The following is a 23887-nucleotide window of genomic DNA, read 5'->3' on the forward strand; positions in this document are numbered from 1 at the left end:
ACGATCCTCATCCCCTTTTTGCAAAATTATTAATTAAAAATTTATACAATAATGGATGTAACTTGGTCGCCAATAATAAAAACTTTACACTTTTCCCATACTCTTTTAAACGCATTGTTTTATAAAAATAACGATTCAATATACCAATAACCTTATAATATTTACTCTTATGCTCATTAAGTCTTCCACTTAATGATATTAAATTTAATACTACCATCGAACAATTTCCTAGTTTTAATATAACTAAGTTATATAACTCCTTATAATATCGCTCCATAAATTTACACATTTCATCATAAATTAAGACTGAGTCAATTTTAATCTCTTTTACAGCCTGATCCATCATACTATTATCACGCTTTATATAATGATATTTAGGTTCTCCTATGAAACATACTTTGTTACACTTATGAATAACTTTATATGTAAATGCTGTATCTTCATATGACATACCTACTGGAAATTTAATACCCTCTAATAACTGTCTTTTGAAAAGTTTAGTCCAAACAACTTCATCATACAAATCCCCTTCTAGCATCGCTCTCATCGCGCTATATCTATCATGAATAACGAACGGTTGGCTGCTTGAAATTACCGTTTTATCATTGTAATGAATTTCACTACTACAAATAGCTATATCACACTCCTGTTCTACACACATACTATATAACAATTCATACATATCCACTTCTATCCAATCATCACTATCAACAAATCCTATATAATCTCCCTGCGCTATTTCTAATCCAGCATTTCTTGCAGAAGATAATCCACCATTTTCCTTATGGATTACTTTAATTCGGCTATCTTGAGTCGCATACCCATCACAAATCTCACCACAACTATCAGGAGATCCATCATCAATAAGTATCAGCTCAAACTCTTTGAACGTTTGCTTTAATATAGAATCAATACATTTATGAATATACTGCTCAACTTTATAAACTGGAACAATAATACTAATTTTAGGATTCATAATTGCACCCTTTCATTTGCAATTAACTTAGAAAACTATTTACCTTTTCTAAGTTGTTAAATTCCTCTTCTAACAAATTAGTCTTGACCTCTTCACGCACTCTTTGTTGATCTAAAAGATATTTTATCTTGTTATATAGACTTTCCTCATTACATTCAGCAACAAAACCATTATATCCATCTTTTATTTGCTCATATGCTCCTGTAAAATTAGTCGTTACAATAGGTCTTTTTAAGCATTTCGCCTCAGCTAACGTGAGGCAATACCCTTCATGCCTAGAGGTTTGAACATATATATCTGATTGATTTACATATGGATACGGATTTATTGCTGATCCTAATAATAGAAAATCCTGTTTCAAATTATACTTACATATTAATGTCTCATAATACTCTCTATCCTCCCCTTCTCCGATACAGTACCATCGTACTTCGTATCCCTCCTTACGTAGCATTGATAAAACTTTAATTGCAAGGTCTTGACCTTTTTCTTTTGAAAGTCTACCTACTGTTACTATCTTTATACCTTTATATCCATTATCAAACTCTACTTTTTCTTTCGCCATTTCATTTATTAAATCTGGAAGTACAATATTTAAAAAGACACTTGTCTTACTTTCTACTTTAGGAAATTTCTCTATTAAATGTTTTTGTGCTTCTTTAGAAACTACATATATATTATCCAACTGATCATATAATTTCTCATATAATTTTGTATTAATTTGATGTTGAAAAACATCGAAATGTATCCAAGAAATTTTCTTTTCTGAAGCTACTCTATTAACTATATAATAATCAATTATGTCAGTAGGTCCTTGATATGCTATTGCAATATCATATTTATTCTTATTGTGTGGAATGTCTTTAAAAATCTCTTTATAGAAAATATATCTATCCTTTAATTTTTTTGATACCACATAAGTGAGTAAAAAGTTTAAACCCTTAATATATCTTGTATTTTCGAAATACTCATTAATCGTTTTCTTTGGTGGTTGCATAATTTTAGGTTTTATATTTTCAAACCAAGTAACTTCTTCTATCTTTACCCAGCTTGGTAATTGTTTTAAAAATCCCCCTCGCTTCTCCAACATCAATACTGTGACATCATACTTTTCTTTTGGTATCACAGATAACAAAGAAAGAAGTGATTTTTCTACACCACCTATATTCATACTACTTACCATAAATAGCACTCTCTTCATACCTGTCTCCTTCTACCACCTAAAAGTTTTATAACAAAATAAAAAAACACCCTCTCAAAGATGTTTTCACAACAAACATAATTTATAATAATGAACCGTCCATATTTCTGTAATACGATAATAATACCTTCTAAAACAAGTTACACATTAGAATTTGCTATTTTATATAACTTTTTTAACTCTTCTCTCGTATCTACCACTTCCTTTTCTATATTTTTTCTCAACCGTCCTTCTAGCGATTTATCACTTAATATTTGTACAATAGAATCATACATTTGCTGCTCGTCAAATTGAACGATTAATCCATTGTGGTTATCGATTATCTGTTCACTTGCCCCTGTAAAATTTGTACTAATAATTGGATTATTAAAACATCTGGCTTCTGCAAGTGTTATACAGTATCCCTCATGTCGAGACGGTTGTACATATATATCACATTGTTTCATAAATGGATAGGGATTCGAAACTGCTCCTAAAAATATATAATCACCTTGAACATCGTAATTTTTCACAAGCTTTTCATACATTCCTCTTTCCTTTCCATCTCCTATACAATACCATTTAACATTGTAGCCAGCTTCTTTCAGCTTAGCTAACACAGATATTGTTAAATCCTGTCCCTTCTCTATACTCAATCTACCAACAGTAAGGATTCTTACTCCCTCAAAATCATCTACAAACCCAATTCCTTCATTTGCCATCTTACATATCATTTCAGGTGAAATAATATTAAAAAAAGTTTCTGTCTTATTTATCAATTCTGGGACAGTTTGAGTAAGTTTCATCTTTCCTAAATCTGAAACTACAAAAACATGTTGAAACTTTTTATATACTTTGTTAACAAAATACTTATTAAAATATATTTTTTCAATATCGAAATGGACCCATTGAACCTTTCGTCTAGCCTCGATTTTATTTGCCACAAAGTAACTAATAAAATCCATGGGTCCAGCATAAGCTATAGCAATATCATAATTTCTATAAACATCTTCATAATTTTGTAAACAATATTTTAAAATAACGCTCCGTTCTTTCATAATCTTAGAGATTACGTACAACACTGCCAGTTGCAACGCTTTTGTAATTTTTCGTTGTTTTATAAGATCCGCTATAACTAATCGTGATGGTCTATTTAATATATATTGCATTTCTTCATAATCCTTTACATATTCAATACGAACCTCCTTTGGAATAAAATTTAAAAAATCTCCTTTTTTCTCTAACATTAAAATTGTCACTTCATATTTGTCTTTTGGGATTTCTGCTACCATATTTAATAGGGCCTTCTCTGTACCACCTATATTCATATTTATAACCATAAAGAGTATTTTCTTTTTCATAGTTCCCCCTATTCTTTCTCTTTATAAAATCCTTTAATTGAAAGAAGCATATATCTTCTCAATTTCCTCTTCAGTTCCAACCTGCTCTTTCTTTAAATTTTCACACAACCGTTTTTTTAGCAAACCGTTTTCTATAATTTCTTTCACCCCTTCATATATTGCTTCCGAATCCATCTTCACTATTACACCATTCTGTCTATGTTTGATTTGATTATGAACTGTTATAAAATCGGTTACTACTATAGGCTTTTGAAATATTCTAGCCTCTGCTATTGCCAAGCCATATCCTTCATACCTAGAGGGTTGTACATATATATCACTTTGTTTTATAAAGGGATAGGGATTCTTGTATGTACCTAATAATATAAAAGTATCGTGTAAATTATATTTACTTATCCTATCCTCGAGTTCACTTTGAAGATTTCCTTCTCCAATTACATACCACTTAAATCTATACCCTTTTTGCTTTAACTTATAACAAGCTTCTATGGCCAATTCATATCCTTTTTCATACACTAACCTACCAATCGTTAATATTCGTAATCCCTCAAACTGATCACTAAATCCTTTACTCTCATTTGCCATCGATTTAATTAACGTCGGCGATATAATATCATAGACAACCTGAATTTTCGACTTTATTTTAGGAATTTCTTGAATCAATACTTCCTTACAAACATCGGACACAGCTACTATTTCATTAAATTCCTCATAATATTTCAAATCAAAATCTTTATTATATGCAGCTAACCTATAATCAGTATTCACCCAGGCAATTTTTTTGCATGCGTAAACCTTATTTGCCACAAAATATGTTGGCATTCCTTGACTATAAGCTATGGCAACATCATATTCCATCTTTAAACTATCCATCCCTCTAGACACCCATCTCCAAACTACTTGAGCTGCATGTAATTTTTTATTTATGTATGGATTTCTAAGAGATATAGAAGCCCCAACTCTAAGAAATAACTCTTTAAAGTATTTATGTTTAATTAAATAATTAAATTTCTCAGCCTGTCTTTTAATAATTTTCGGTACTTCTAAAACGTTTACCTGTTTTGGTAGTAATGGTAAATACAATCCACTAGCAGAAAACATTAACAAATCGACTTCATATTTCGTATAATCAAATAAAGAAAGTAAAGAAACCAAACTTTTTTCAGCTCCTCCACTTTGTAGCGAATCTATAACGAATAAAATTTTTTTCTTCATAACTATCACTACCCTAAAGTGTTTTTATTGAGCTCAAAATATTAAAAATCATTTACTAAATTTCCCTTTATGAAAATAATGCATATAATTTATTAATTTCATTACGATTTCCATACTCACCTTTAAGAGTATTTTCTACCAGCGCTTCCCTTAATTCTTTATCTTCAATAAGCCTCTTAATCCCATTAACTAACCCGTTTATCCCCATCTCAGTTATTAATCCATCAATTCCATCCTGTACCTGACTTTTAGCAGTTGAAAAATTAGTAATAAGTACTGGCTTTCCGATTATTTGTGCTTCCCGAACTGTTACAGCTTTCCCCTCATATCTTGATGGCTGCACATATATATCACATGCTTTTATATATGGATAGGGATTTGTCTTTTTGCCCAATAAAAAAAATTGTTTTTCCAGATTAAGTTCAGCTAATAACTTTCTAAGTTCAACTTCTTGTACTCCATACCCAACTACATACCATTCAATATCATATCCCTCATCTAACAACTTTCTTAAGGCATGCATAGCAATGTCTATTCCTTTTGCATATGATAACCGTCCTACAGTAACAAGCTTTATTTTTCCTGGTTTCATCTGTAATTCTTTCATAACATCTCCCTTGTCTGCTTGCTCACGTACGAACTCAGGAGATAATATATTTTCTATAATTTCAACATTCTTATTTACATTTGGTAAAATACTAAGAAATGAATCTCGACATCCTTCTGAAACTGCTACGATGTTATCCATTTTTCTCCACATTTTATACTCCATGTTTGCATTCAGATTTATATTTGAATAATCTGTATGAATCCAACCAATCTTTCGTTTCGCTCGAACTTTATCCCCAACAAAATAATGGGGCCATAAAAAACTAATTGCTACATCATACTCCTCTTCCAGTTTCGGTATAAAGGGTAAAGTTATTCTCCACCCATATTGAATAACGAAATATCCAACCTCTGCACTTTTCACATATCTCCCATGCACATCTCCTAAAATTTTCCCAAAAGTCCTTGCCACTCCAATTTTAATTTGCCCTTCTTGCAATATTTGCTTAATTGATTTTCTAAAAGTAGTATATTGTTTTACTTCCCTTAACAAATTAGGCAGTTTAGGTAATAAAAAAAGAAACTCTCCCTCATGTTTAAATAACATTAAATCTACATCATATTTGCTATAATCGATTGTATTCAACAAACCAATTAAACTTCTTTCTACCCCACCAATTGCCATATCAAATGATGTAATGAGAATTTTTTTCTTTTTCATTTCTTACTCCCTCAGCCGATTTATTTTACTAGTTTTCTTCTTATGAAAATAATTACATTTAACTATGATTCCCTATACTCTAATCCATATAATAATAGCCACTCTTGAATATTACTCTTTATATCAAAACCTAGCTTCGAGATTGTATCAGTTATTATTTCTGTATTTAATTTTTCTTTTTCCAAAACCTTTTGAATTTCTGCAGACCATATTTTAAGATTTTCATCCAAGCTAACAAATGATACTATCCCTAATCCCATATCAACATTTTTAGTTATTGTATTTGCCACTACACACGGAATACCTGCACACTGTGCTTCTAATGCAACAATTCCAAATCCCTCAAAAAGTGACGGAAAAAGAAAAACATCAAACATCCTTATAATTCTTGGAATATCTTTTCTTACTCCTAAAAATCTAACTTTTTCATAGATACCTAGTCTTTTGGATTCTAGCTCAATAGACTTCTGTAACGGACCATCTCCTACTAAAACAAGCATAAAATTAGGATCATATTTTAATACCTCATTGAAAACTTTCAATATAAATATATGATTTTTAGATTCAGAAAAACGCCCAATATGACCAATCACTTTCTGTTCAACTGGTATATTGAATTCATTCCTTATTTTATTATCATCCTGCATATTTACATTAATAAATTGATTAATATCTATTGCGTTTTTCATTATCTTTACCTTTGAATTATCAATGTTTTTTTGAAATAAAAAACGTGCAGATTCTACACTGCACGCACAATAATTTGTTCCTGCATAAGTAATAACTGTTCGTAAAAAACTCAATAAAACTTTCCCTTTTACCCCCGATCCCATCGGCCAATTATTACTATGTGAATGACAAATCCTTATTTTTATACCAGCTATTTTAGCAGCAATAGCCACAATCCCCCCCTGATAATCAGTATGTGCATGAGCCGCCACATATTGATTATCAGACATTACCTTAACAAGCTCTTTAATGTATGAAAGAGGGCCTAGCTGTCCTAAGCTAGATATTCGGTGTATTTTCCCACCTAACGCAATGATTTCCTTATCATAATCACTTTCTTCACTTTTATGGGAAACAAAATCAAATTGCACCATTTCTCTATCTATATTCCTATATACATTCATTAATAAGGTCTCAGCGCCACCTCGGTCCATCGCACTAACGATATGTAACACTCTTTTTGGTCGTTCTTGTTTAAACATTGAAAATTACTCCCATCTAAGAACGATTTTCAAATATATATTTTATCCCCAAAAACTACTCTTATAAACTATTCCTAAAGTAATAATATGTTCAAATACAAAGTAAACAAAATAACATAATATTACTGCATAGTAAATTAACTTTTGATCCTTTTCTATAAATAACTTTATAACCCACGATATCAATATCAAGTGATATAGCCCAAAATATATGGAAAATCTTGCAAAAATCCAATTTTGAGTTGAAATAATCATAAAAACTAGACCTAACAATGCCATATTTACGATATAATCACTTTCCGGAAAAATCTCTCTTAATTTATGTCTCCCAATATAAGCTAGAATGAGCGGTATTGCATCCACAGCAACCCGAAGAATATTAGCTCCTCCTTCTTGAAAATCCTTATAGTGACCATATTGTGTATCCCCTATAGTTGCAAAGAAAATTTCTGCAAACTGATTAAACCCTATTACTATAAGTACCGCAACAAAGAGTAGTATAAATGATATTGTCGACCATGCTTTTCTTCGGACTACAAAATAAATAGGAATTAATACAAGGGCGCTTTGATGAAAAGTAGAAGCAAATAGGACAATCAAAAAATATCTCTTCCAATTCCCATCTAAAATATATTTTGTAGCAGTAAAAATAATCGCTGCAGTTAAATACTGTCTTACTCCATTCATTGACACTAAATACATGCCGGATGCGATATACACATATAAACTTAATTCAATCATTCTTGAATATTTATATAGAACTGCTACTATTAATATATTTGTTAATAGAGCTGTTATCAAAATCAAAACTTGCGGATCATTCGTATATACTTTTAAAATCATTTGTAAAATACTAAATCCAACGTCCTTACTACTTTGAATATAATCCCAATTAAAATCAGTAACTGTAAAAGCATGCATATAAAAATACGTATCACCAATATTATTTCTAAAACCAGATACTAGTACAAGAGAGGTCGTCGCCATTAAAATCAAGAGTCGATTCGGTTTTAACATCACATTTTCTGAAGTTACTGGCATCGCAAAATACCGTGCAAAAAACGCTAGTACGAACACTATAAAGAAATTCATCCAAAGTATAGTCATTATTCTTCCCTCTTATCAATCCTAATTAAATTTCTATATATTTACTTTCATTCTTGTTTTCAATGTAATGTAACTATATAGAATAATCCCAAATGGCACTGCACAAAGGGTAAGCACTTTGCATGGTGACTCTTTTATAAATTTTTTATTCTCCGCAATAATGCTACTTGATACATAATGTACAGCTTGTCTATATTTAAACAATCTATTTGCAAATGGTAGCTTCATCAGTTCCTTACGATAAAAAGCAAAACCTTTTGGATTTTTACAATACTGACTTAGCATATTCATCGACGAACCATCAGGCATATATTCAACATAACAAAGTGCTTCGTTCATGAGTAACATCTCATATTTCTGATCCAACATATAGTATTTATATGCCAAACCTACATACTTTTCATTTTTAAAAACCGGATAAGGATACTTCCTAGTGAGTTCTGTTCGATATACTAATTTCTTATCTCCAGTTACACCATGTTTATTGTAAAGATTAAAAAGTGTAGAACGGTTAAGATTTAATGGTAGCTTTGAACCAATTACTGTCCCATCTTTATATAAATCAAGAGCAATAATTCCACTTACTTGGTCACTTCCATTTTCATCCCAAAATGAAATAATTTTCTCTACGGCGTCACTAGGCATTGAGTCATCTGAATCAATACATACATTAAGTTCTGTATCAATCATCTCGTAAGCTGCATTATGAGCACCATGCATCCCTTGATTTACTTGCCAGTAATACCGTATGCTTATGCAATCTTCAGAAATCCAAGATTGCACTAACTCCTTTGTATAATCATCAGACCCATCATCTATAATTAACCATATAAAATCTTTACACGTTTGCTGCTTCAAACTTTCATAACACCCCTGAAGACAATATGCTCGATTATATGTAGGGGTAAAAATCGTTAGCCTTTTCAATATGCTCACCTCGATACTGCTACATAAAATTTTTGGATAAACCTTGTAATATTTTTTATATCGTATCCTTTTTCAGCTAATACATTTTGTTCCACACTTCGCGATACCTGCTTGTTCGCTATATTTTGTAATGGACCTACCCAATTTCTTATTTCTAACAATGAACACTGTTCAACTAAATTCAACCCCAAATCCACATCTTGTGTAATAGTGTCCGATATAATACATGGCAAACCCGCCCCTTGTGCTTCAATAAGAGTAACTGGTAAACCTTCATAAATAGATGGAAATATAAATGTATCAAATGCTTGTAATAAACGATTAATATCACTACGTATTCCTAAAAATTTAACTTTATCTGTTAGATTCAGTTTCTCTACTTTTTTCTTCATTTCTAATCGAAGCGGCCCATCTCCAACTAATAGAAGAATAGAGTTCGGCCTGTATTCTATTAATTGAGCAAAAATATCAATTAAAAAAGTATGATTTTTTGGATGCGCAAATCTTCCCACGTGTCCAATCACAAAAACATCCCCATGAAGGTTGAGTTCTTTTCTTACCTGCGCTCTAATGTCTGGATTAAATGTAAATTCATCACATTCAATTCCATTTTTTAATATTTTTGTTGCACTTTCTCTATTAGCAAACAACCATTGCGCTGCAGCTACTGAACACGCTAAAAAATGTGTAGCACACGACGTAATAAATGCTCCTGCATACCATTTATATATTTTTGCTATAGCCCCACCCTCACTGCTTGTACTATGACTATGCGCAATCCTAACTGGCACCCTTGCTTTTTTTGCTGAACGAAGGACAAATCCGCTCATTTTATCCATATGTGAATGAATGATTTTATATTGTGGATGAGAGTTAAAGAAGGTATTGAGAGCCTTTATATAACCTCTATGACCAACATCTGTAACGTATGGAATTCTATGAACTTCCCCGCCCAACTTTACTATCTCTTCATCAAATACTCCCTCTTTACAAGTTAAAAAATCAAATTGTACTTTTGAGCGGTCTATATTACGATACAAATTCATAATTAAAGTTTCGGCTCCGCCTCTATTCATATTTACGACTACATGTAATACTCTTAATGGAGTGCCCAATTTAAATCCTCCATTTCATCCATATAACTTGTATAAATTTCTTTTTTCTCTTTCAATACTTCATTGACTGAATATTCATTCGCAATAATAGTACGTCCATACTGTCCAAACTGCGCTTGTAATTTAGTATTTTTAGAAATAGTATTGATTCTTTCAGCCATCGTCTTTATGTCATCGCGTTCTATAGTCCAACCATTTTTATTATTAATAATTAACTCCCTGTGCCCTCGGTTACTTGTAGCTACAACCGGAAGTCCACAAGCCATGGCTTCCATAATATTAACTGGCAAACCTTCCCTGTAACTGGATGCAACAGCTAGATCACACATCAGTAGCAAATGGGCTATATCATTTCTATAACCAAGAAAGTGCACCATACTACTCACACCTAGTTGCGTCGCTATTTTTTTGCACTCTTCCATTAACGGACCTTCTCCAGCAAGCAAAAGCTTTACATGTGGCATTTCATTTTTCAATTGTGCTAATACATGGATTAAAAAGCTTTGATTTTTATTCTTATTAAATTCAGCAGCATAAAACATTAAAAAATCTTTAGACTTATAACCATTTTTATGTCTTATTTTCTCCTTTTCACTTTCAGTAACAGGAACATATCGTTCTATATCTACCCCTACACCATGAACGAGTTTAATATCTTTAGCTTGAAAACGATGTTTAACCGCTAAATTGTAATCTTCTTGATTAATTGTTATGAGACAATCTGTAGTAGTAGCTAAACTTCTTTCGATTGGATAGTATAAAAGCCAATTTATAAACGGCGATCCTTTACAAAAGTGAAATCCATGCGCCGTATATATTACCTTTGTCCCTTCCCGCCGTGCTTTCCGGGCAGCTATTCGAGCAATTACACCTCCCATAGGCGTATGACAATGAATGATTTTATATTTATTTTGGTGAATAATTGATTTTAGTTTTTTATATGCATGAAGGTTTTGTATGCTAAGAGGAGATCTTTGAATAGGAATATTATATTTTTGAGTTACGTACGGAAGGTGCATATTCCCATTCGCTGCAACATGTACTTCCCAACCTTGGTCTGCAAACCATTTCAAATACGGTAAATGAAATGCTTTAAAATGATAATCCACAGTTGCACAAAACAGAACTTTTTTAGACACCATCCCACGCACCCGTCTTATTATAAATTTTTGCCTTTAACCTGATACTGGTATTAATAGCTTTAAAGTTTTACGCTGATTCACTAAATTTAACAATCGCTTTCTTAATTCTAATTCACTTAATACCGAATATTCAGAAATCAATTTTTCTATCTCATCTATACGAACATTCATTTCTTGCCCTACATAAATTCTCGGGTGGACTTGCTTTTCATTCATTTCATCTTCTTTTAGTAATTCTTCAAACAATTTCTCTCCAGGGCGTATACCCGTAAATTCTATTCCTATTTCATCCACAGAGTTTCCTGATAATCGAATGAGGTTTTTAGCAAGATCCACTATTTTTACTGGTTCTCCCATATCCAGTACAAAAATTTCTCCACCTTTTGCTAACGCACCGGCTTGTACTACCAGTCTAGATGCCTCCGGAATAGTCATAAAATAACGAACCATATCTGGGTGAGTAACTGTAACTGGCCCCCCTTTTTGAATCTGCTTCTTAAATAACGGGATAACACTCCCTCTACTTCCTAAGACATTTCCAAATCGTACAGTAACAAACTTTGTATGACTTATTTTATCTTTATGTTGTATTACCATCTCAGCTAATTTCTTTGTCGCCCCCATAACACTCGTTGGGTTCACTGCTTTATCCGACGAAATCATAACAAACGTTCCTACTCCATGTGTTTTTGCCGCCTCTGCTATATTCATAGTCCCAATCAAATTATTTTTAACTGCCTCTTCAGGATTGTTTTCCATTAATGGTACATGTTTATGTGCAGCAGCATGATATACAACATGAGGAAGATGTTTATTCATGATTAAATGCATCTTCTTTTCATCTTGAATATCTGCGATTTCTGGAATAAACACGCCTTTTTTATCATTATGTTTTTCATTTAATTCCATTTCTATTGAATATATACTGTTTTCTCCGTGCCCTAATAAAATCAATTTTTTCGGCTTAAATTTCGCAACTTGTCTACAAATTTCTGAACCTATTGATCCACCTGCACCAGTAACTAAAATGACTTTATCCGTTATATAATCTGAAATGATATCCACATCTAACTCTACAGGATCACGCCCTAATAAATCTTCTACTTGAACATCTCTGAATTCATTCACTGAAACTTTACCTGTTACTAAGTCTTCTAACATTGGAAGAATTTGCGTTTTTACATTTGTTTTTAAACAATCTTTTAAAATATTATTTCTATCTTTCTTGTTTAGCGAAGGAATTGCTAAAATTATCATTTCAATATTCAGTTTTTTGATAACGTAATCAATTTGGTTCGTACCACCAATTACCGGAATCCCCCAAATATCAAGATTATGTTTTTTGACATTATCATCAATAAACGCGACTGGCATTAATTCCGTAGCACTATTCTTCAACAACTGTCTTGCAACCATTGTCCCAGCGGATCCCGCACCAACAATTAACGTTCTTTTCTTATCTCCTTTTTTTACATAATAAATATCTCTGTACATTCTCCAAATAAAGCGAGAACCACCTATTAATAAAATATGAATCATCCAAGTAACAACTAACAATCGAAAATACATTTTCCCCATGACTAGTTGCTGCACAACCGCTGTAGTAAGTATAGAAAATGTAACAACCTTGCATATAATTAGCAATTCTCCTATACTTGCATATTCCAATGCCTTTTTATACAACTTATAAATAAAAGCAAACAAATGATGACTAACTAATAAAGTGATAGAGCTAATAACTGATGATAAAGTGATAACACTGAAGCTAGCATTTACAAAAAAATAACTAAAAAAAATAGCAGTTAATACTATCAGTGAATCCATTAAAAGCAATAACGATATCCTCCGGCGATACGTCATATAACTTCCTCCTTTAATCAATTCCTTACTTAACTCTTTCAAACTTAAAGTTTCTAACTATATTCTCTTTATTAAAAACACATAGTTAGAAACTTTAATAAAACATGGGCATCTAACCCTCCCTCACATTACACTTTTGACGACTGGCATCTAAGGTTGTTTTCACAACCCACAGCATAATCGAGTGCCTCCATTGATAGCGGTCAGGAGACATCACCACATCACGATTTTATTTTCTTCTTTATAACGAACAATTCCACTTGTGAAAGTTTAATTTAAAAATAGCTTTTATACTTTCCCATTCAAAATCGCACCCAACATTCTACTTTTCGTAAAACTTAGTGCCCTTTTCGTTTCAAGTGCGTCTTCGTTCACAGTGCGATTATATCGGATCACCAAAAGTACTCCTTCACACTTATCAGCTAATACGCTCGTATCTGTTACTTCTAATACAGGGGAAGAGTCAAATAATATGATGTCATACCGTTCCATCGCCTTTTGAATCAACATATCCATTTCCTCTGAACTAAGTACTTCTGACGGATTGAATGGTACTGGACCGCTAGTTAATACATCCAGACTCTCCATCCTTGTTTTTTTTACAGCACCTACCAAATTTGTTTTTCCGTTCAATATGTCAGTTAATCCAATTGTATTTTCTACTTCTAACATTTCATGAATCGTTGGTGTTCGTAAATTCGCATCTATTACCAATACTTTTTCACCTTTTTGTGCTATTGAGACTGCTAAATTTACTGTAATCGTTGATTTCCCTTCACCGTACCTCGGAGAAGTAATCACTATCGTCCTGATTTTATGCATAGACGAAGATAATTGAATGTTTGTTCGAAGCGAACGATACTGCTCCGAAATTTTCGATCTTGGGGCGGTATACGCAACTATACTCTCTCCTTTAACTTTATTTGTTTTCCGTCTATTTTTGTATGCCACTCCGTTCCCTCCCCCAATAACACTGTATTTTTCCCACTAAATTTATCTTTCATATTCTTCTTATTCATTTTAGAAATTCCACCCAAAACAGGGATATCTAACAATTGTTCAATTCGTCGTTCTGATTGGATTCTCTCATCCAATGAATCCAATAAAAAAATAAAACCGATACTGAGCACCATACCTAGCGTGAATGCGATTAGTATCGTCTTAAAGTGATTTATATTTATAGGCATAGAATTTTTTTGAACTGGATCCTCTGGTAATATACTTACATTATTAAAATTCAGTATATTTGCTACTTCTTGCTTATAAACAGCCGCTGTAGTATTTGCAATTTTATGTGCAAGCACAGGATCCATATCCACTACATTTATCCTCATAATTTGAGAGCCTTGTACACTTTCTGTACTTATTTGTCCACTTAATGCACCTGCTGATCTGTTTATATTCAATTCAGCAGCTACTTTTTCTAATATTACAGGCTCATTTACCATTGCTTTCAATGTATTCATCGTTTCGGCATTAGCTTGAACAATTACCCTTGCCGAAGAAGCATACAAAGGCGTTTTCATATACATACTATACAGGACTCCTCCTACCGTTGTGAGAGTCGTAAACAATAGTAGTATCCACACCCTTTTCCGCATTAAAGTGAATAGATTTTTCAAATTTATTTCCTTATTCATTACTTCTCCCCCTCATTTAATACCAATGAGATTTCAGTTGAGCATTCCATAAAAAAAACAAAAATAAGATTATTATTTTTATTTTTCGAATATACAAAACTTCCTAATTACTGTCATTTTAGTTCTTTATATAGAACGAGTCAATATAATTTATTTTTGTTTAATCACTTCTTAATTCCAGCTCAAAAATTACGACAATATTCTTCATAATTCACTGTAGATAAATGACGAAAACACCCTATTACTGCAGTATCAGGGTGTTTTTCTTTGTATTAAAACGGATTGTAGCAAGGCTTTTTAAAACTTTTAAATCGGTCGTATATTATAACTCACTTTTTCAATTGAAATTCATTTCACATTGGTATTAGCAAATACATTTTTGAATTTGTTTGCCCCTTTATATCCCCTCCTATAAAAATGTTTTGTAAATAAAAAACCCTCAACACATTATGTGTCAAGGGTTTAAGCCTCTTAGTATAGAGACATATATTGATCACGTTCCCATTGGTGAACTTGCGTTCTAAAGATGTCCCACTCAATCTCTTTCGCTTCGATGAAGTGCTCAAGTAAATGGTCACCTAGTGCACCACATACTACTTCATTCGATTGCAATGTAATTAATGCTTGCGCTAATGTTGCTGGTAAGTCAACGATGCCTGCTTCTTCGCGCTCTTCTTTTGTCATTACATAGATGTTACGGTCTACTGCAGCTGGTGGAGTTAATTTGTTTTTAATTCCATCAAGACCTGCTGCTAATAATGTAGCCATTACTAAATATGGGTTTGCAGCTGGGTCAACACTACGTACTTCTACGCGTGTACTAATTCCACGAGATGCAGGGATACGTACTAACGGGCTACGATTTTGTGCAGACCATGCTACGTAACAAGGAGCTTCGTATCCAGGTACTAAACGCTTGTAAGAGTTTACAGTTGGGTTTGCTACCGCTGTAAATGCTGGTGCGTGTTTTAAAATACCTGCGATGAAGTGACGAGCATCATCACTTAATTGTAAGTCACCGTTTTGATCGAAAAATACGTTCTCACCATTTTTGAATAGTGATAAGTTACAGTGCATACCTGAACCGTTCACACCATATAATGGTTTTGGCATAAATGTTGCATGTAAACCGTGTTTACGAGCAATTGTTTTTACAACAAGTTTGAATGTTTGAATGTCATCACATGAACGAATTGCATTTGCATATTTAAAGTCAATTTCATGTTGCCCTGGAGCAACCTCATGGTGAGACGCTTCGATTTCAAAGCCCATTTCTTCAAGTTCAAGAACGATATCACGACGACAGTTTTCCCCTAGATCCATCGGCGCAAGGTCGAAGTATCCACCGTTATCGTTTAATTCTAATGTTGGATTTCCTTTTTCATCTACTTTAAATAGGAAGAATTCTGGCTCTGGTCCAAGATTGAAATCTGAGAATCCTAATGCTTCCATTTCTTTTAATACACGCTTTAAGTTGTTACGTGGATCGCCATCAAATGGAGTGCCATCTGCATTGTAAATATCACAGATTAATCGAGCTACTTTGCCTTTTTCAGCTGTCCAAGGGAAAATTACCCAAGTATCTAAATCCGGGAATAAGTACATATCAGATTCTTCAATACGTACGAAACCTTCAATAGAAGATCCATCAAACATCATTTTGTTATCAAGAGCTTTTGTTAATTGGCTCACTGGAATTTCTACGTTTTTAATTACTCCTAAAAGGTCCGTAAATTGTAAGCGGATATACTTTACATTCTCTTCTTTCGCCAAACGGAAAATATCTTCTCTTGTGTACCTAGCCATTATAAATTCCTCCTTAGTCCCTCTAAACACCTTCAGAATCAGTTATCTTTAGTGAAAAAACCTTGAAATGTCACCTTGTCGCAATGAAGTCCGATTGAATCTACCTGTATGTTGTAGTTCATCTCGAAGTATTTTGCGAAGCTCGGTTTTTGAAATTTCTTTCGTTTCCTCTTTTACTTTCACTGTTTCTGTTTGATTTACTTTCATTAGTAACACTTGTTTAATACCAGCCATATTCAAGCCTTGATCTAATAAATCTTTAATCTCTAACAACTTATCTACATCGTTAAATGAAAATAATCTACGATTCCCCTTTGTACGGGTTGGAGAAACAAGATTATGCTCTTCATAGTAGCGAATTTGACGTGCAGATAATTGTGTTAAATCCATAACAATACCAATAGGAAACAGCGGGGCAGAACGTCTATCTTCTTTCATTGTTTCAGTTCCTCCTTCGCCTTAACTGCTTCTCATTTTATACCATGTTATGTTTAGTGTCAATAGATGTTAGCTTTTCTTACATGATTTTTTTATAAATTTTTTCATTCTTTTTTCTAATGAAATTAATCATTACTTTCATTAGAAAAAAGCTGTCGAAATCGACAGCTTCCCCTTAAGAAATTGTTAATAATTCTTTTTCAATTAACGCATCAATTGCAGAACAAATCGCAATCTTCACATGTGAATAAGTTAACCCACCTTGCACGTAAGCAACATAAGGCGGACGAATTGGACCATCAGCTGACAATTCAATACTTGCACCTTGAATAAACGTTCCCGCAGCCATAATTACATCATCTTCATAACCCGGCATATAGTTCGCATATGGAGTGAAGTGAGAATTAATTGGAGATGCATATTGAATCGCTTGGCAGAATGCAATCATACGATCTTTATCATCAAATTGAACAGACTGAATTAAATCTGTTCTTGGTGCATTCCATGCTGGTGATGTATTCATTCCTAACTTCTCTAAAAATGCAGCTGTAAAAATCGCACCTTTTAGCGCTTGTCCCGCTACATGCGGCGCTAAGAAGAAACCTTGATACATTTCTTGCAGACTGTATAAAGATGCCCCTGCTTCCGCACCGATTCCCGGAGATGTTAAACGATATGCACACGCTTCAACATACTGTTCTTTACCAACAATGTAACCACCAGTTTTAACAATTCCACCACCAGGGTTTTTAATAAGCGAACCTGCCATTAAATCTGCACCAACATGACATGGCTCTTGCTCTTCAATAAACTCACCATAACAGTTATCTACAAACACAACAACATCAGGTTTAATTTCTTTAACGAATGCTATCATCTCTTTAATTTGAGAAATAGTAAACGATGGACGAGTAGCATAACCTTTTGAGCGCTGAATCCCAATCATCTTCGTATTACTATGAATTGCAGCCGCAACAGCTCCAAAATCAACAAGCCCCTCTTCAGTAAGTGGAACTGCATTATAACCAATATTATATTCTTTAAATGAACCTACACCTTTTCCGCGTACACCAACGATTTCTTCTAACGTATCATACGGTTTGCCAGTGATATACAATAACTCATCTCCCGGACGTAAAATACCGAATAACGCTGTAGAAATAGCATGAGTACCTGAAATAATTTGCGGACGAACAAGACCAGCTTCCGCTCCAAATACATCCGCATACACTTTTTCTAACGTATCACGGCCAATATCATCATAACCGTAACCTGTCGTCGGGATAAAATGCGAATCACTAATTTTATGTTTACGAAAACTTTCTAACACACGAAACTGATTGCTTTCAATTACTTCATCCGCGCGTTTATGTACTTCTGTAATCTGGCTCTCTACTTCTTTTACGATTGGAGCAATTTTTTCTCCATTTTTCAAACGATCAAACATTTTTATTTTCTCCTTCTTCCACTAAAAATCTCTTTAATTGCACATTAAGCGATGAATGAGCAAAAATATACCCTACGCAATCATATACAAATTTTTCTTCCAGAAACTCCATCTTTGTTAATAGCGTTTCCGTCTTTAATAGCGTTAACAGCTTACCTTCACTCGGTGGAATTTCCACTTGATAACGATTCATTTCTTCCTTCATTTTCGTTTCTATCGCTTCTTTTATATGTAATAAATCACTTTGTTCAAAGGCACTAGTCATTAAGAAGTCACTTTTCGGAAACGGAATAAAGTTTTGATGTAATTCATCTTTTTTATTATATAACGTAATAATAGGAATATGACTAATTTCAAGTTCTGACAATAATCGTTTTACTGTTTTCTCATGCCCTACATAATTAGGATCCGCTGAATCAACTACATGTAAAATAACATCCGCTTCACCAGCTTCTTCTAATGTCGAACGAAAAGCAGCAATTAATGACGTAGGTAAATCTTGTATAAAACCCACCGTATCAGTTAGTAATACTGTATAACCTGAAGGTAAGGGCATCTTCCTTGTCGTCGGGTCTAGCGTTGCAAACAACAAGTTTCCTTCAAACGTATCTGCTTCCGTCAATCTATTAAACAGTGTAGATTTTCCAGCATTCGTATACCCTATTAATGAAACTTGAAATACTTTATTATCTTTTCTTCTCTCACGATATCTTTTTCGATGCTCCACAACACCCGCAAGTTGTTTCTTTATTTCATCAACGCGTGATCGAATATGACGACGATCCGTCTCAAGTTTCGTCTCACCCGGCCCTCTCGTTCCAATACCGCCACCAAGACGTGATAAAGACAATCCTTGCCCCATAAGACGCGGCATTGTATATTGCAACTGAGCTAATTCTACTTGAAGCTTACCTTCCCTCGACTTCGCACGTTGCGCAAAAATATCTAATATTAGTTGCGTTCGATCAATTACCCTCGCATCTAATACTGAGGATAAATTCCGAATTTGACTCGGCGTTAATTCGTTATTAAATACGATAACATCCGGTTCTAATTCTTCCGTTAACATTGTAAGCTCTTCTAATTTACCTTTACCTATATAAGTCGCCGGATGAAACTTCGGTCGTTTTTGCGTTGTAGACACTAATAATTCTGCTCGTGCAGTCTTCGCTAGCGATGCAAGCTCTTTCATGGAATGCATAAACTTTTCATCATCATCTTGTGGCAATTGACAGCCTACTAATATGACTTTTTCTTTTTCTTCCATCAAATATGTTCACTCATCCTTTTCGAAATTTAAACCTTCTAATATAATAGCAGAGGAAGCACATTTCATCTAGTTAGCGGGGGAGAAAATTCATGGCATGGGAGATTTTTAGCATCATAGGCACAATCGCTTTCGCACTAAGCGGAGCCATTGTTGCAATGGAAGAGGATTATGATATTTTCGGAGTGTATATTTTAGGAATGGCAACCGCATTTGGGGGAGGTGCCCTTCGTAATTTATTAATCGGTTATCCGATTGTCGCGTTTTGGCAACAAGACATGTTATTCCAAATCGCACTACTATCAATGACGATTATTTTTCTTTTTCCTAATAAATTAATTAGACACTGGAAAAAGTGGGAAAATATCACTGATGCTATCGGCTTATCAGCATTCGCCGTACAAGGAGCATTATACGCTCAAAAATTAAATTTACCAATTAGCGCTACAATCGTAGCAGCTGTTTTAACTGGTATTGGCGGTGGTATCATCCGCGATCTTTTAGCCCGCAGAAAACCTCTCGTCCTTCGAGCTGAAGTATATGCCTTTTGGACGATTCTAGCAGGTTTCTTAATCGGTGCTCAAATTATTGTTAGCGATTGGGCTCTATATACCTTATTCATTTTAATTGTTTGCTTCCGCATGGTTTCTATTCATTACAAATGGCATTTACCGCATAGACGTATCGATACAAAAGAGCGTTCAGTGCATAAATAGCAATCCAACCTCTTTACAGATCGTAAAGAGGTTTTTCTTTTCTAACGAGTTTTTCTTTACATAATGTTTATACTAATCCTCAAAGCGAGGTGAACACAAATGACAAACCACGTTAATAAAGGTGCTCAAAAAAGCTCAGTAGGTCAAATTGGACACGATTCTAATTCTGCACACGAAAAAAGCGCTAAAATGGAACGCTTCCATAAATCTTATCAAGAAAAAGCAAAAAAAGAGTAGCAGCACTTATACAAAAAACAGACGCACAGTTTACGTACTGTGCGTCTCCTCTTCAAGCATCAAATCACAACTTGATATCCCAATTAAATCATATTTATCATAAGTATCCTCTTGCAACAACCGCATAGCCTGTGTACGAATCGATTTTTCAACAATATTCCGTACATATCTTCCATTACTAAACGATGTAATTTGCGATGAGTACTTTACAGCATGTAAATGATCTCTAAATTTCCATTCAGCCTCTTTCGATAACTGGTATTCACGTTCTTCATACATCCTCTTCCCAATTTCCAACAGTTGATTCACTGAGTAATCAGAAAATTCTATTATAAACGGAAAACGTGATTGCAGTCCTGGATTTAATGAAAGAAAGTGATTCATCTCTCTTGAATAACCGGCTAAAATCAATACAAAACCGTGTTGTTTATCTTCCATATGTTTTACGAGCGTATCAATTGCTTCTTTCCCAAAATCTTTTTCTCCCCCTCGGGCTAATGAATACGCCTCATCAATAAACAAAATACCTCCCATTGCTTTTTTTATTAAATCTCTTGTTTTCTGAGCTGTATGACCGATGTACTCTCCTACAAGATCAGCTCGTTCAGCTTCAACTAAGTGCCCTTTTGATAGAATATTCATCTCAAACAACAATTTCCCTATCATTCTAGCAACAGTTGTCTTCCCTGTACCTGGATTCCCTTTAAACAACATATGGAGTACTTGCTTCTCAGATTTCAACCCTATTTCTTGTCTTTTTTTATTCACATAAATCCAAGCATATATTTCTTTTATTATCTTTTTTATATCATCCATCCCAACAAGCTTTCCCATCTCTTCTTCAATTCTTTGCAACATCTCATGTTTCGTAGTAGTTTCACTTGAAATCACTGTTTTATTTTCTGCGGCCGGTAAAGAAATTTTCTTTCGATGATTTAACACAATGTTAATTTGATTATTATTTTTCTTTCGCATCGATTGTTCCATACAATCACCTCATTTTATCCCGCATGAACAGGCAGTAAGACTCCCACCTCAAAATTCAGCAAATGCTAGGAAGTTAGCCGGGAGATAACTGTCCGTAAATGCCCGATTGGTTCAACTAATAATCAGAGGGATGAACAAAATCCCCACTGATTAAAGTTTCACTTTATCCACTCACCAAATATTATTATTCCGGTCTCCCTTGCAAATGATTATTTTCAGAAAAGTTTGCTATAATATAAGAAATAATGAAGGTGGTGGGACTATGGAGACAACGGAATTCCATGATACAATACAAGCCTTTTCTATTTTTTTATTGAATAAAGGCCGAAAACCTTCAACCATTAAACGTTATGTTTATGACATTGAAGATTTCGGACATTGGTTAGAAAAAAACAAAAAGCTCCCTTCCAGTAATATATGGGCTACACTTTGTACAAAAGACTACGAAGATTACTTTTCCGACCTAAAAAAGAATCGACATTACTCAGAGAAAACGATGCACCGTGTATTTATTGTATTAAATAGAATGCATCATTTTCTAAACATCCCTAACCCATTAAAGAACATGGAAATTTCTATTCAACCAGACCGCACACTTCGTAACGAAGATTTCATTTCATCTGATGAAGAAAAAAGATTGAAACATATAATCACTTCATTAGAAGGACTTTCAGAAAAACAACGTCCTGTGCGCCCTTTATTAATGGATCGTAATGTTGCTATTTTAAACTTATTAATCGACTATGGATTATCCTTACAGGAACTTACAGCGTTAACTATGCATCACGTTCACTTTGAAACTAACACATTTTCTATCCCAGCAACCGCAGGGGTAGAAAGAACAATTACATTAACTAACGAAGACAAAAAACAACTATATACTTATTACAAAAGCATCCCTGAACCCGTTCGTCCAAAATACCATAGTCATGACCCATTATTTATCGCATTTGATTTTAATCGCGGAACATACAGATGGGTATACGAAAATGATGCACCGAAGGGATTAACAGAAATCGCTATCCAAAAAATGATTCGCCTTGAAGTATCTAGAGCTAATTTACGCAAAGGAATCTCAGGACAACACTTTCGTAACACCTATATTTTAAACTTAATAAAAAAAGAAACTCCGGAGTCAGAAATTATAAAACTAGCTGGATTCAAATCAAAAGTTTCACTAAAACGATATTATCAATACGCAGAAAATAGAAAAAACGCCTTATCATGAGGCGTTTTTTCTATTTTTTCTTTAAACAAACGATTTTACTATGACCATTTAACTAATTTTTGCATCTACTATGATGAGTTTCATTCACATTCTCATGAGAAAGGAGAGATTTAATGTCTCGTTATGACGACAGTCAAAACAAATTCTCCAAACCATGCTTTCCAAGTAGCGCTGGACGAATCCCAAATACCCCATCGATCCCAATTACTAAAGCACAACTTAGAACATTTCGCGCAATCATTATCGATTTAACAAAAATAATCCCAAAACTTTTTGCAAATCCATCTCCCCAAAATATTGAAGATCTAATTGATACATTGAACCTACTAAGTAAATTTATTTGTTCACTAGAAGCTACTTCCTCCCTGAAAGCGCAAGGATTAGCTATTATTAAAAACTTAATAACTATATTAAAAAATCCAACTTTCGTAGCAAGTGCTGTATTTGTTGAACTCCAAATTTTAATTAATTATTTACTTTACATCACAAAGTTATTCCGAATCGATCATTGTACACTCCAAGAACTCCTTAAATTAATTGCAGAGTTACAAACTACTCTAGTTAATTCAGCTTCGTTCGGCACAGGTCCTACTGGGCCTACTGGACCTCGAGGTAACACAGGCGCTACTGGTGCCACTGGGCCTCAAGGTAACACGGGCGCTACCGGTGCTACTGGACCTCAAGGTAACACGGGCTCTACTGGTGCCACTGGACCTCAAGGTAACACGGGCGCTACCGGTGCTACTGGGCCTCAAGG

22 protein-coding genes are annotated in these 23887 nt (G+C 33.9%); 4 read left to right on the forward strand and 18 right to left on the reverse strand.

Annotated features, from left to right (window positions below; genetic code table 11):
- Positions 1-7 precede the first annotated feature (7 nt).
- The 17 genes from DN392_RS14350 to hflX form a co-directional block, all read right to left on the reverse strand.
- A complete protein-coding gene (locus DN392_RS14350; RefSeq protein WP_001068408.1) occupies positions 8-976 on the reverse strand; it encodes a glycosyltransferase family 2 protein in 969 nt (322 codons plus the stop codon).
- A 22-nt stretch (positions 977-998) separates the two neighbouring features.
- The gene (locus DN392_RS14355) at positions 999-2177 is read right to left on the reverse strand and encodes a glycosyltransferase (protein WP_000832351.1); all 1179 of its coding nucleotides are present in this window, start codon (positions 2175-2177) and stop codon (positions 999-1001) included.
- 140 nt (positions 2178-2317) lie between these two features.
- Positions 2318-3517, reverse strand: a complete 1200-nt coding sequence (locus tag DN392_RS14360; RefSeq protein ID WP_000727032.1) for a glycosyltransferase — start codon at positions 3515-3517, stop codon at positions 2318-2320.
- A 33-nt stretch (positions 3518-3550) separates the two neighbouring features.
- The gene (locus tag DN392_RS14365; RefSeq protein WP_061672875.1) at positions 3551-4732 is read right to left on the reverse strand and encodes a glycosyltransferase; all 1182 of its coding nucleotides are present in this window, start codon (positions 4730-4732) and stop codon (positions 3551-3553) included.
- 67 nt (positions 4733-4799) lie between these two features.
- Positions 4800-6002 carry a glycosyltransferase gene (locus tag DN392_RS14370; RefSeq protein ID WP_046957682.1) on the reverse strand — a complete coding sequence of 401 codons (1203 nt, stop codon included), beginning with the start codon at positions 6000-6002 and terminating at the stop codon, positions 4800-4802.
- Positions 6003-6064: 62 nt separating this feature from the next.
- Entirely contained in the window at positions 6065-7213 is a 1149-nt protein-coding gene (locus tag DN392_RS14375) for a glycosyltransferase family 1 protein (protein WP_000476157.1), read from the reverse strand.
- A gap of 42 nt (positions 7214-7255) precedes the next feature.
- The gene (locus tag DN392_RS14380) at positions 7256-8320 is read right to left on the reverse strand and encodes an EpsG family protein (protein ID WP_000154271.1); all 1065 of its coding nucleotides are present in this window, start codon (positions 8318-8320) and stop codon (positions 7256-7258) included.
- Between the two features lie 33 nt (positions 8321-8353).
- Positions 8354-9247, reverse strand: a complete 894-nt coding sequence (locus tag DN392_RS14385) for a glycosyltransferase family 2 protein (protein WP_088321578.1) — start codon at positions 9245-9247, stop codon at positions 8354-8356.
- Positions 9248-9252: 5 nt separating this feature from the next.
- A complete protein-coding gene (locus DN392_RS14390; RefSeq protein WP_061672878.1) occupies positions 9253-10362 on the reverse strand; it encodes a glycosyltransferase family 1 protein in 1110 nt (369 codons plus the stop codon).
- Complete coding sequence (locus DN392_RS14395) at positions 10347-11504, reverse strand: glycosyltransferase family 4 protein (protein WP_046957678.1); 1158 nt, start codon at positions 11502-11504, stop codon at positions 10347-10349. Before DN392_RS14395 ends, DN392_RS14390 begins: the two co-directional genes overlap by 16 nt.
- Before the next feature lie 33 nt (positions 11505-11537).
- Complete coding sequence (locus DN392_RS14400) at positions 11538-13364, reverse strand: polysaccharide biosynthesis protein (RefSeq protein ID WP_000222380.1); 1827 nt, start codon at positions 13362-13364, stop codon at positions 11538-11540.
- Between the two features lie 288 nt (positions 13365-13652).
- Complete coding sequence (locus tag DN392_RS14405) at positions 13653-14315, reverse strand: CpsD/CapB family tyrosine-protein kinase (RefSeq protein WP_000323607.1); 663 nt, start codon at positions 14313-14315, stop codon at positions 13653-13655.
- Complete coding sequence (locus DN392_RS14410; RefSeq protein ID WP_001031068.1) at positions 14264-15004, reverse strand: YveK family protein; 741 nt, start codon at positions 15002-15004, stop codon at positions 14264-14266. Before DN392_RS14410 ends, DN392_RS14405 begins: the two co-directional genes overlap by 52 nt.
- 471 nt (positions 15005-15475) lie before the next feature.
- Positions 15476-16810, reverse strand: coding sequence for a type I glutamate--ammonia ligase (glnA, locus tag DN392_RS14415; RefSeq protein ID WP_000135336.1), 1335 nt, complete (start codon positions 16808-16810; stop codon positions 15476-15478).
- Positions 16811-16858: 48 nt separating this feature from the next.
- Positions 16859-17248 carry a transcriptional repressor GlnR gene (gene glnR / locus DN392_RS14420; protein ID WP_000656785.1) on the reverse strand — a complete coding sequence of 130 codons (390 nt, stop codon included), beginning with the start codon at positions 17246-17248 and terminating at the stop codon, positions 16859-16861.
- Between the two features lie 175 nt (positions 17249-17423).
- Complete coding sequence (locus DN392_RS14425; protein WP_000460296.1) at positions 17424-18695, reverse strand: methionine gamma-lyase family protein; 1272 nt, start codon at positions 18693-18695, stop codon at positions 17424-17426.
- On the reverse strand, positions 18688-19962 hold the full coding sequence (gene hflX, locus DN392_RS14430) for a GTPase HflX (RefSeq protein WP_142292474.1): 1275 nt from the start codon (positions 19960-19962) through the stop codon (positions 18688-18690). The genes DN392_RS14425 and hflX overlap by 8 nt, the downstream gene beginning before the upstream one ends.
- A gap of 92 nt (positions 19963-20054) precedes the next feature.
- Between hflX and DN392_RS14435 the strand changes: the two genes are divergently transcribed.
- Positions 20055-20678: a trimeric intracellular cation channel family protein gene (locus DN392_RS14435; RefSeq protein WP_000312271.1), complete on the forward strand. Its 624-nt coding sequence runs from the start codon at positions 20055-20057 to the stop codon at positions 20676-20678.
- Positions 20679-20777: 99 nt separating this feature from the next.
- Complete coding sequence (locus tag DN392_RS30395; RefSeq protein ID WP_000181498.1) at positions 20778-20915, forward strand: hypothetical protein; 138 nt, start codon at positions 20778-20780, stop codon at positions 20913-20915.
- Positions 20916-20945: 30 nt separating this feature from the next.
- On the opposite strand, the gene spoVK is transcribed toward DN392_RS30395, so the two are convergent.
- A complete protein-coding gene (gene spoVK / locus DN392_RS14440; protein ID WP_000438186.1) occupies positions 20946-21902 on the reverse strand; it encodes a stage V sporulation protein K in 957 nt (318 codons plus the stop codon).
- Between the two features lie 262 nt (positions 21903-22164).
- On the opposite strand from spoVK, the gene DN392_RS14445 reads away from it, so the two are divergent.
- A complete protein-coding gene (locus DN392_RS14445; RefSeq protein ID WP_000450306.1) occupies positions 22165-23130 on the forward strand; it encodes a tyrosine-type recombinase/integrase in 966 nt (321 codons plus the stop codon).
- Positions 23131-23243: 113 nt separating this feature from the next.
- Positions 23244-23887: collagen-like protein (locus tag DN392_RS14450; protein WP_149238061.1), on the forward strand; the 644-nt coding region annotated here is incomplete at its 3' end.

The sequence above is a fragment of the Bacillus sp. BB51/4 genome, from assembly GCF_008368845.1.
In the GTDB taxonomy this organism is placed as follows: domain Bacteria; phylum Bacillota; class Bacilli; order Bacillales; family Bacillaceae_G; genus Bacillus_A; species Bacillus_A wiedmannii.

Coding starts and splice junctions, on each gene's coding strand:
- DN392_RS14370 (WP_046957682.1), bottom strand. CDS start 6,002: ATGAAAAAGAAAAAAATTCTCATTACATCATTTGATATGGCAATTGGT.
- DN392_RS14435 (WP_000312271.1), top strand. CDS start 20,055: ATGGCATGGGAGATTTTTAGCATCATAGGCACAATCGCTTTCGCACTA.
- DN392_RS14400 (WP_000222380.1), bottom strand. CDS start 13,364: ATGACGTATCGCCGGAGGATATCGTTATTGCTTTTAATGGATTCACTG.
- DN392_RS14360 (WP_000727032.1), bottom strand. CDS start 3,517: ATGAAAAAGAAAATACTCTTTATGGTTATAAATATGAATATAGGTGGT.
- glnA (WP_000135336.1), bottom strand. CDS start 16,810: ATGGCTAGGTACACAAGAGAAGATATTTTCCGTTTGGCGAAAGAAGAG.
- glnR (WP_000656785.1), bottom strand. CDS start 17,248: ATGAAAGAAGATAGACGTTCTGCCCCGCTGTTTCCTATTGGTATTGTT.
- DN392_RS14395 (WP_046957678.1), bottom strand. CDS start 11,504: ATGGTGTCTAAAAAAGTTCTGTTTTGTGCAACTGTGGATTATCATTTT.
- DN392_RS14355 (WP_000832351.1), bottom strand. CDS start 2,177: ATGAAGAGAGTGCTATTTATGGTAAGTAGTATGAATATAGGTGGTGTA.
- DN392_RS14350 (WP_001068408.1), bottom strand. CDS start 976: ATGAATCCTAAAATTAGTATTATTGTTCCAGTTTATAAAGTTGAGCAG.
- DN392_RS30395 (WP_000181498.1), top strand. CDS start 20,778: ATGACAAACCACGTTAATAAAGGTGCTCAAAAAAGCTCAGTAGGTCAA.
- DN392_RS14410 (WP_001031068.1), bottom strand. CDS start 15,004: ATGAATAAGGAAATAAATTTGAAAAATCTATTCACTTTAATGCGGAAA.
- spoVK (WP_000438186.1), bottom strand. CDS start 21,902: ATGGAACAATCGATGCGAAAGAAAAATAATAATCAAATTAACATTGTG.
- DN392_RS14445 (WP_000450306.1), top strand. CDS start 22,165: ATGGAGACAACGGAATTCCATGATACAATACAAGCCTTTTCTATTTTT.
- hflX (WP_142292474.1), bottom strand. CDS start 19,962: ATGGAAGAAAAAGAAAAAGTCATATTAGTAGGCTGTCAATTGCCACAA.
- DN392_RS14365 (WP_061672875.1), bottom strand. CDS start 4,732: ATGAAGAAAAAAATTTTATTCGTTATAGATTCGCTACAAAGTGGAGGA.
- DN392_RS14425 (WP_000460296.1), bottom strand. CDS start 18,695: ATGTTTGATCGTTTGAAAAATGGAGAAAAAATTGCTCCAATCGTAAAA.
- DN392_RS14380 (WP_000154271.1), bottom strand. CDS start 8,320: ATGACTATACTTTGGATGAATTTCTTTATAGTGTTCGTACTAGCGTTT.
- DN392_RS14375 (WP_000476157.1), bottom strand. CDS start 7,213: ATGTTTAAACAAGAACGACCAAAAAGAGTGTTACATATCGTTAGTGCG.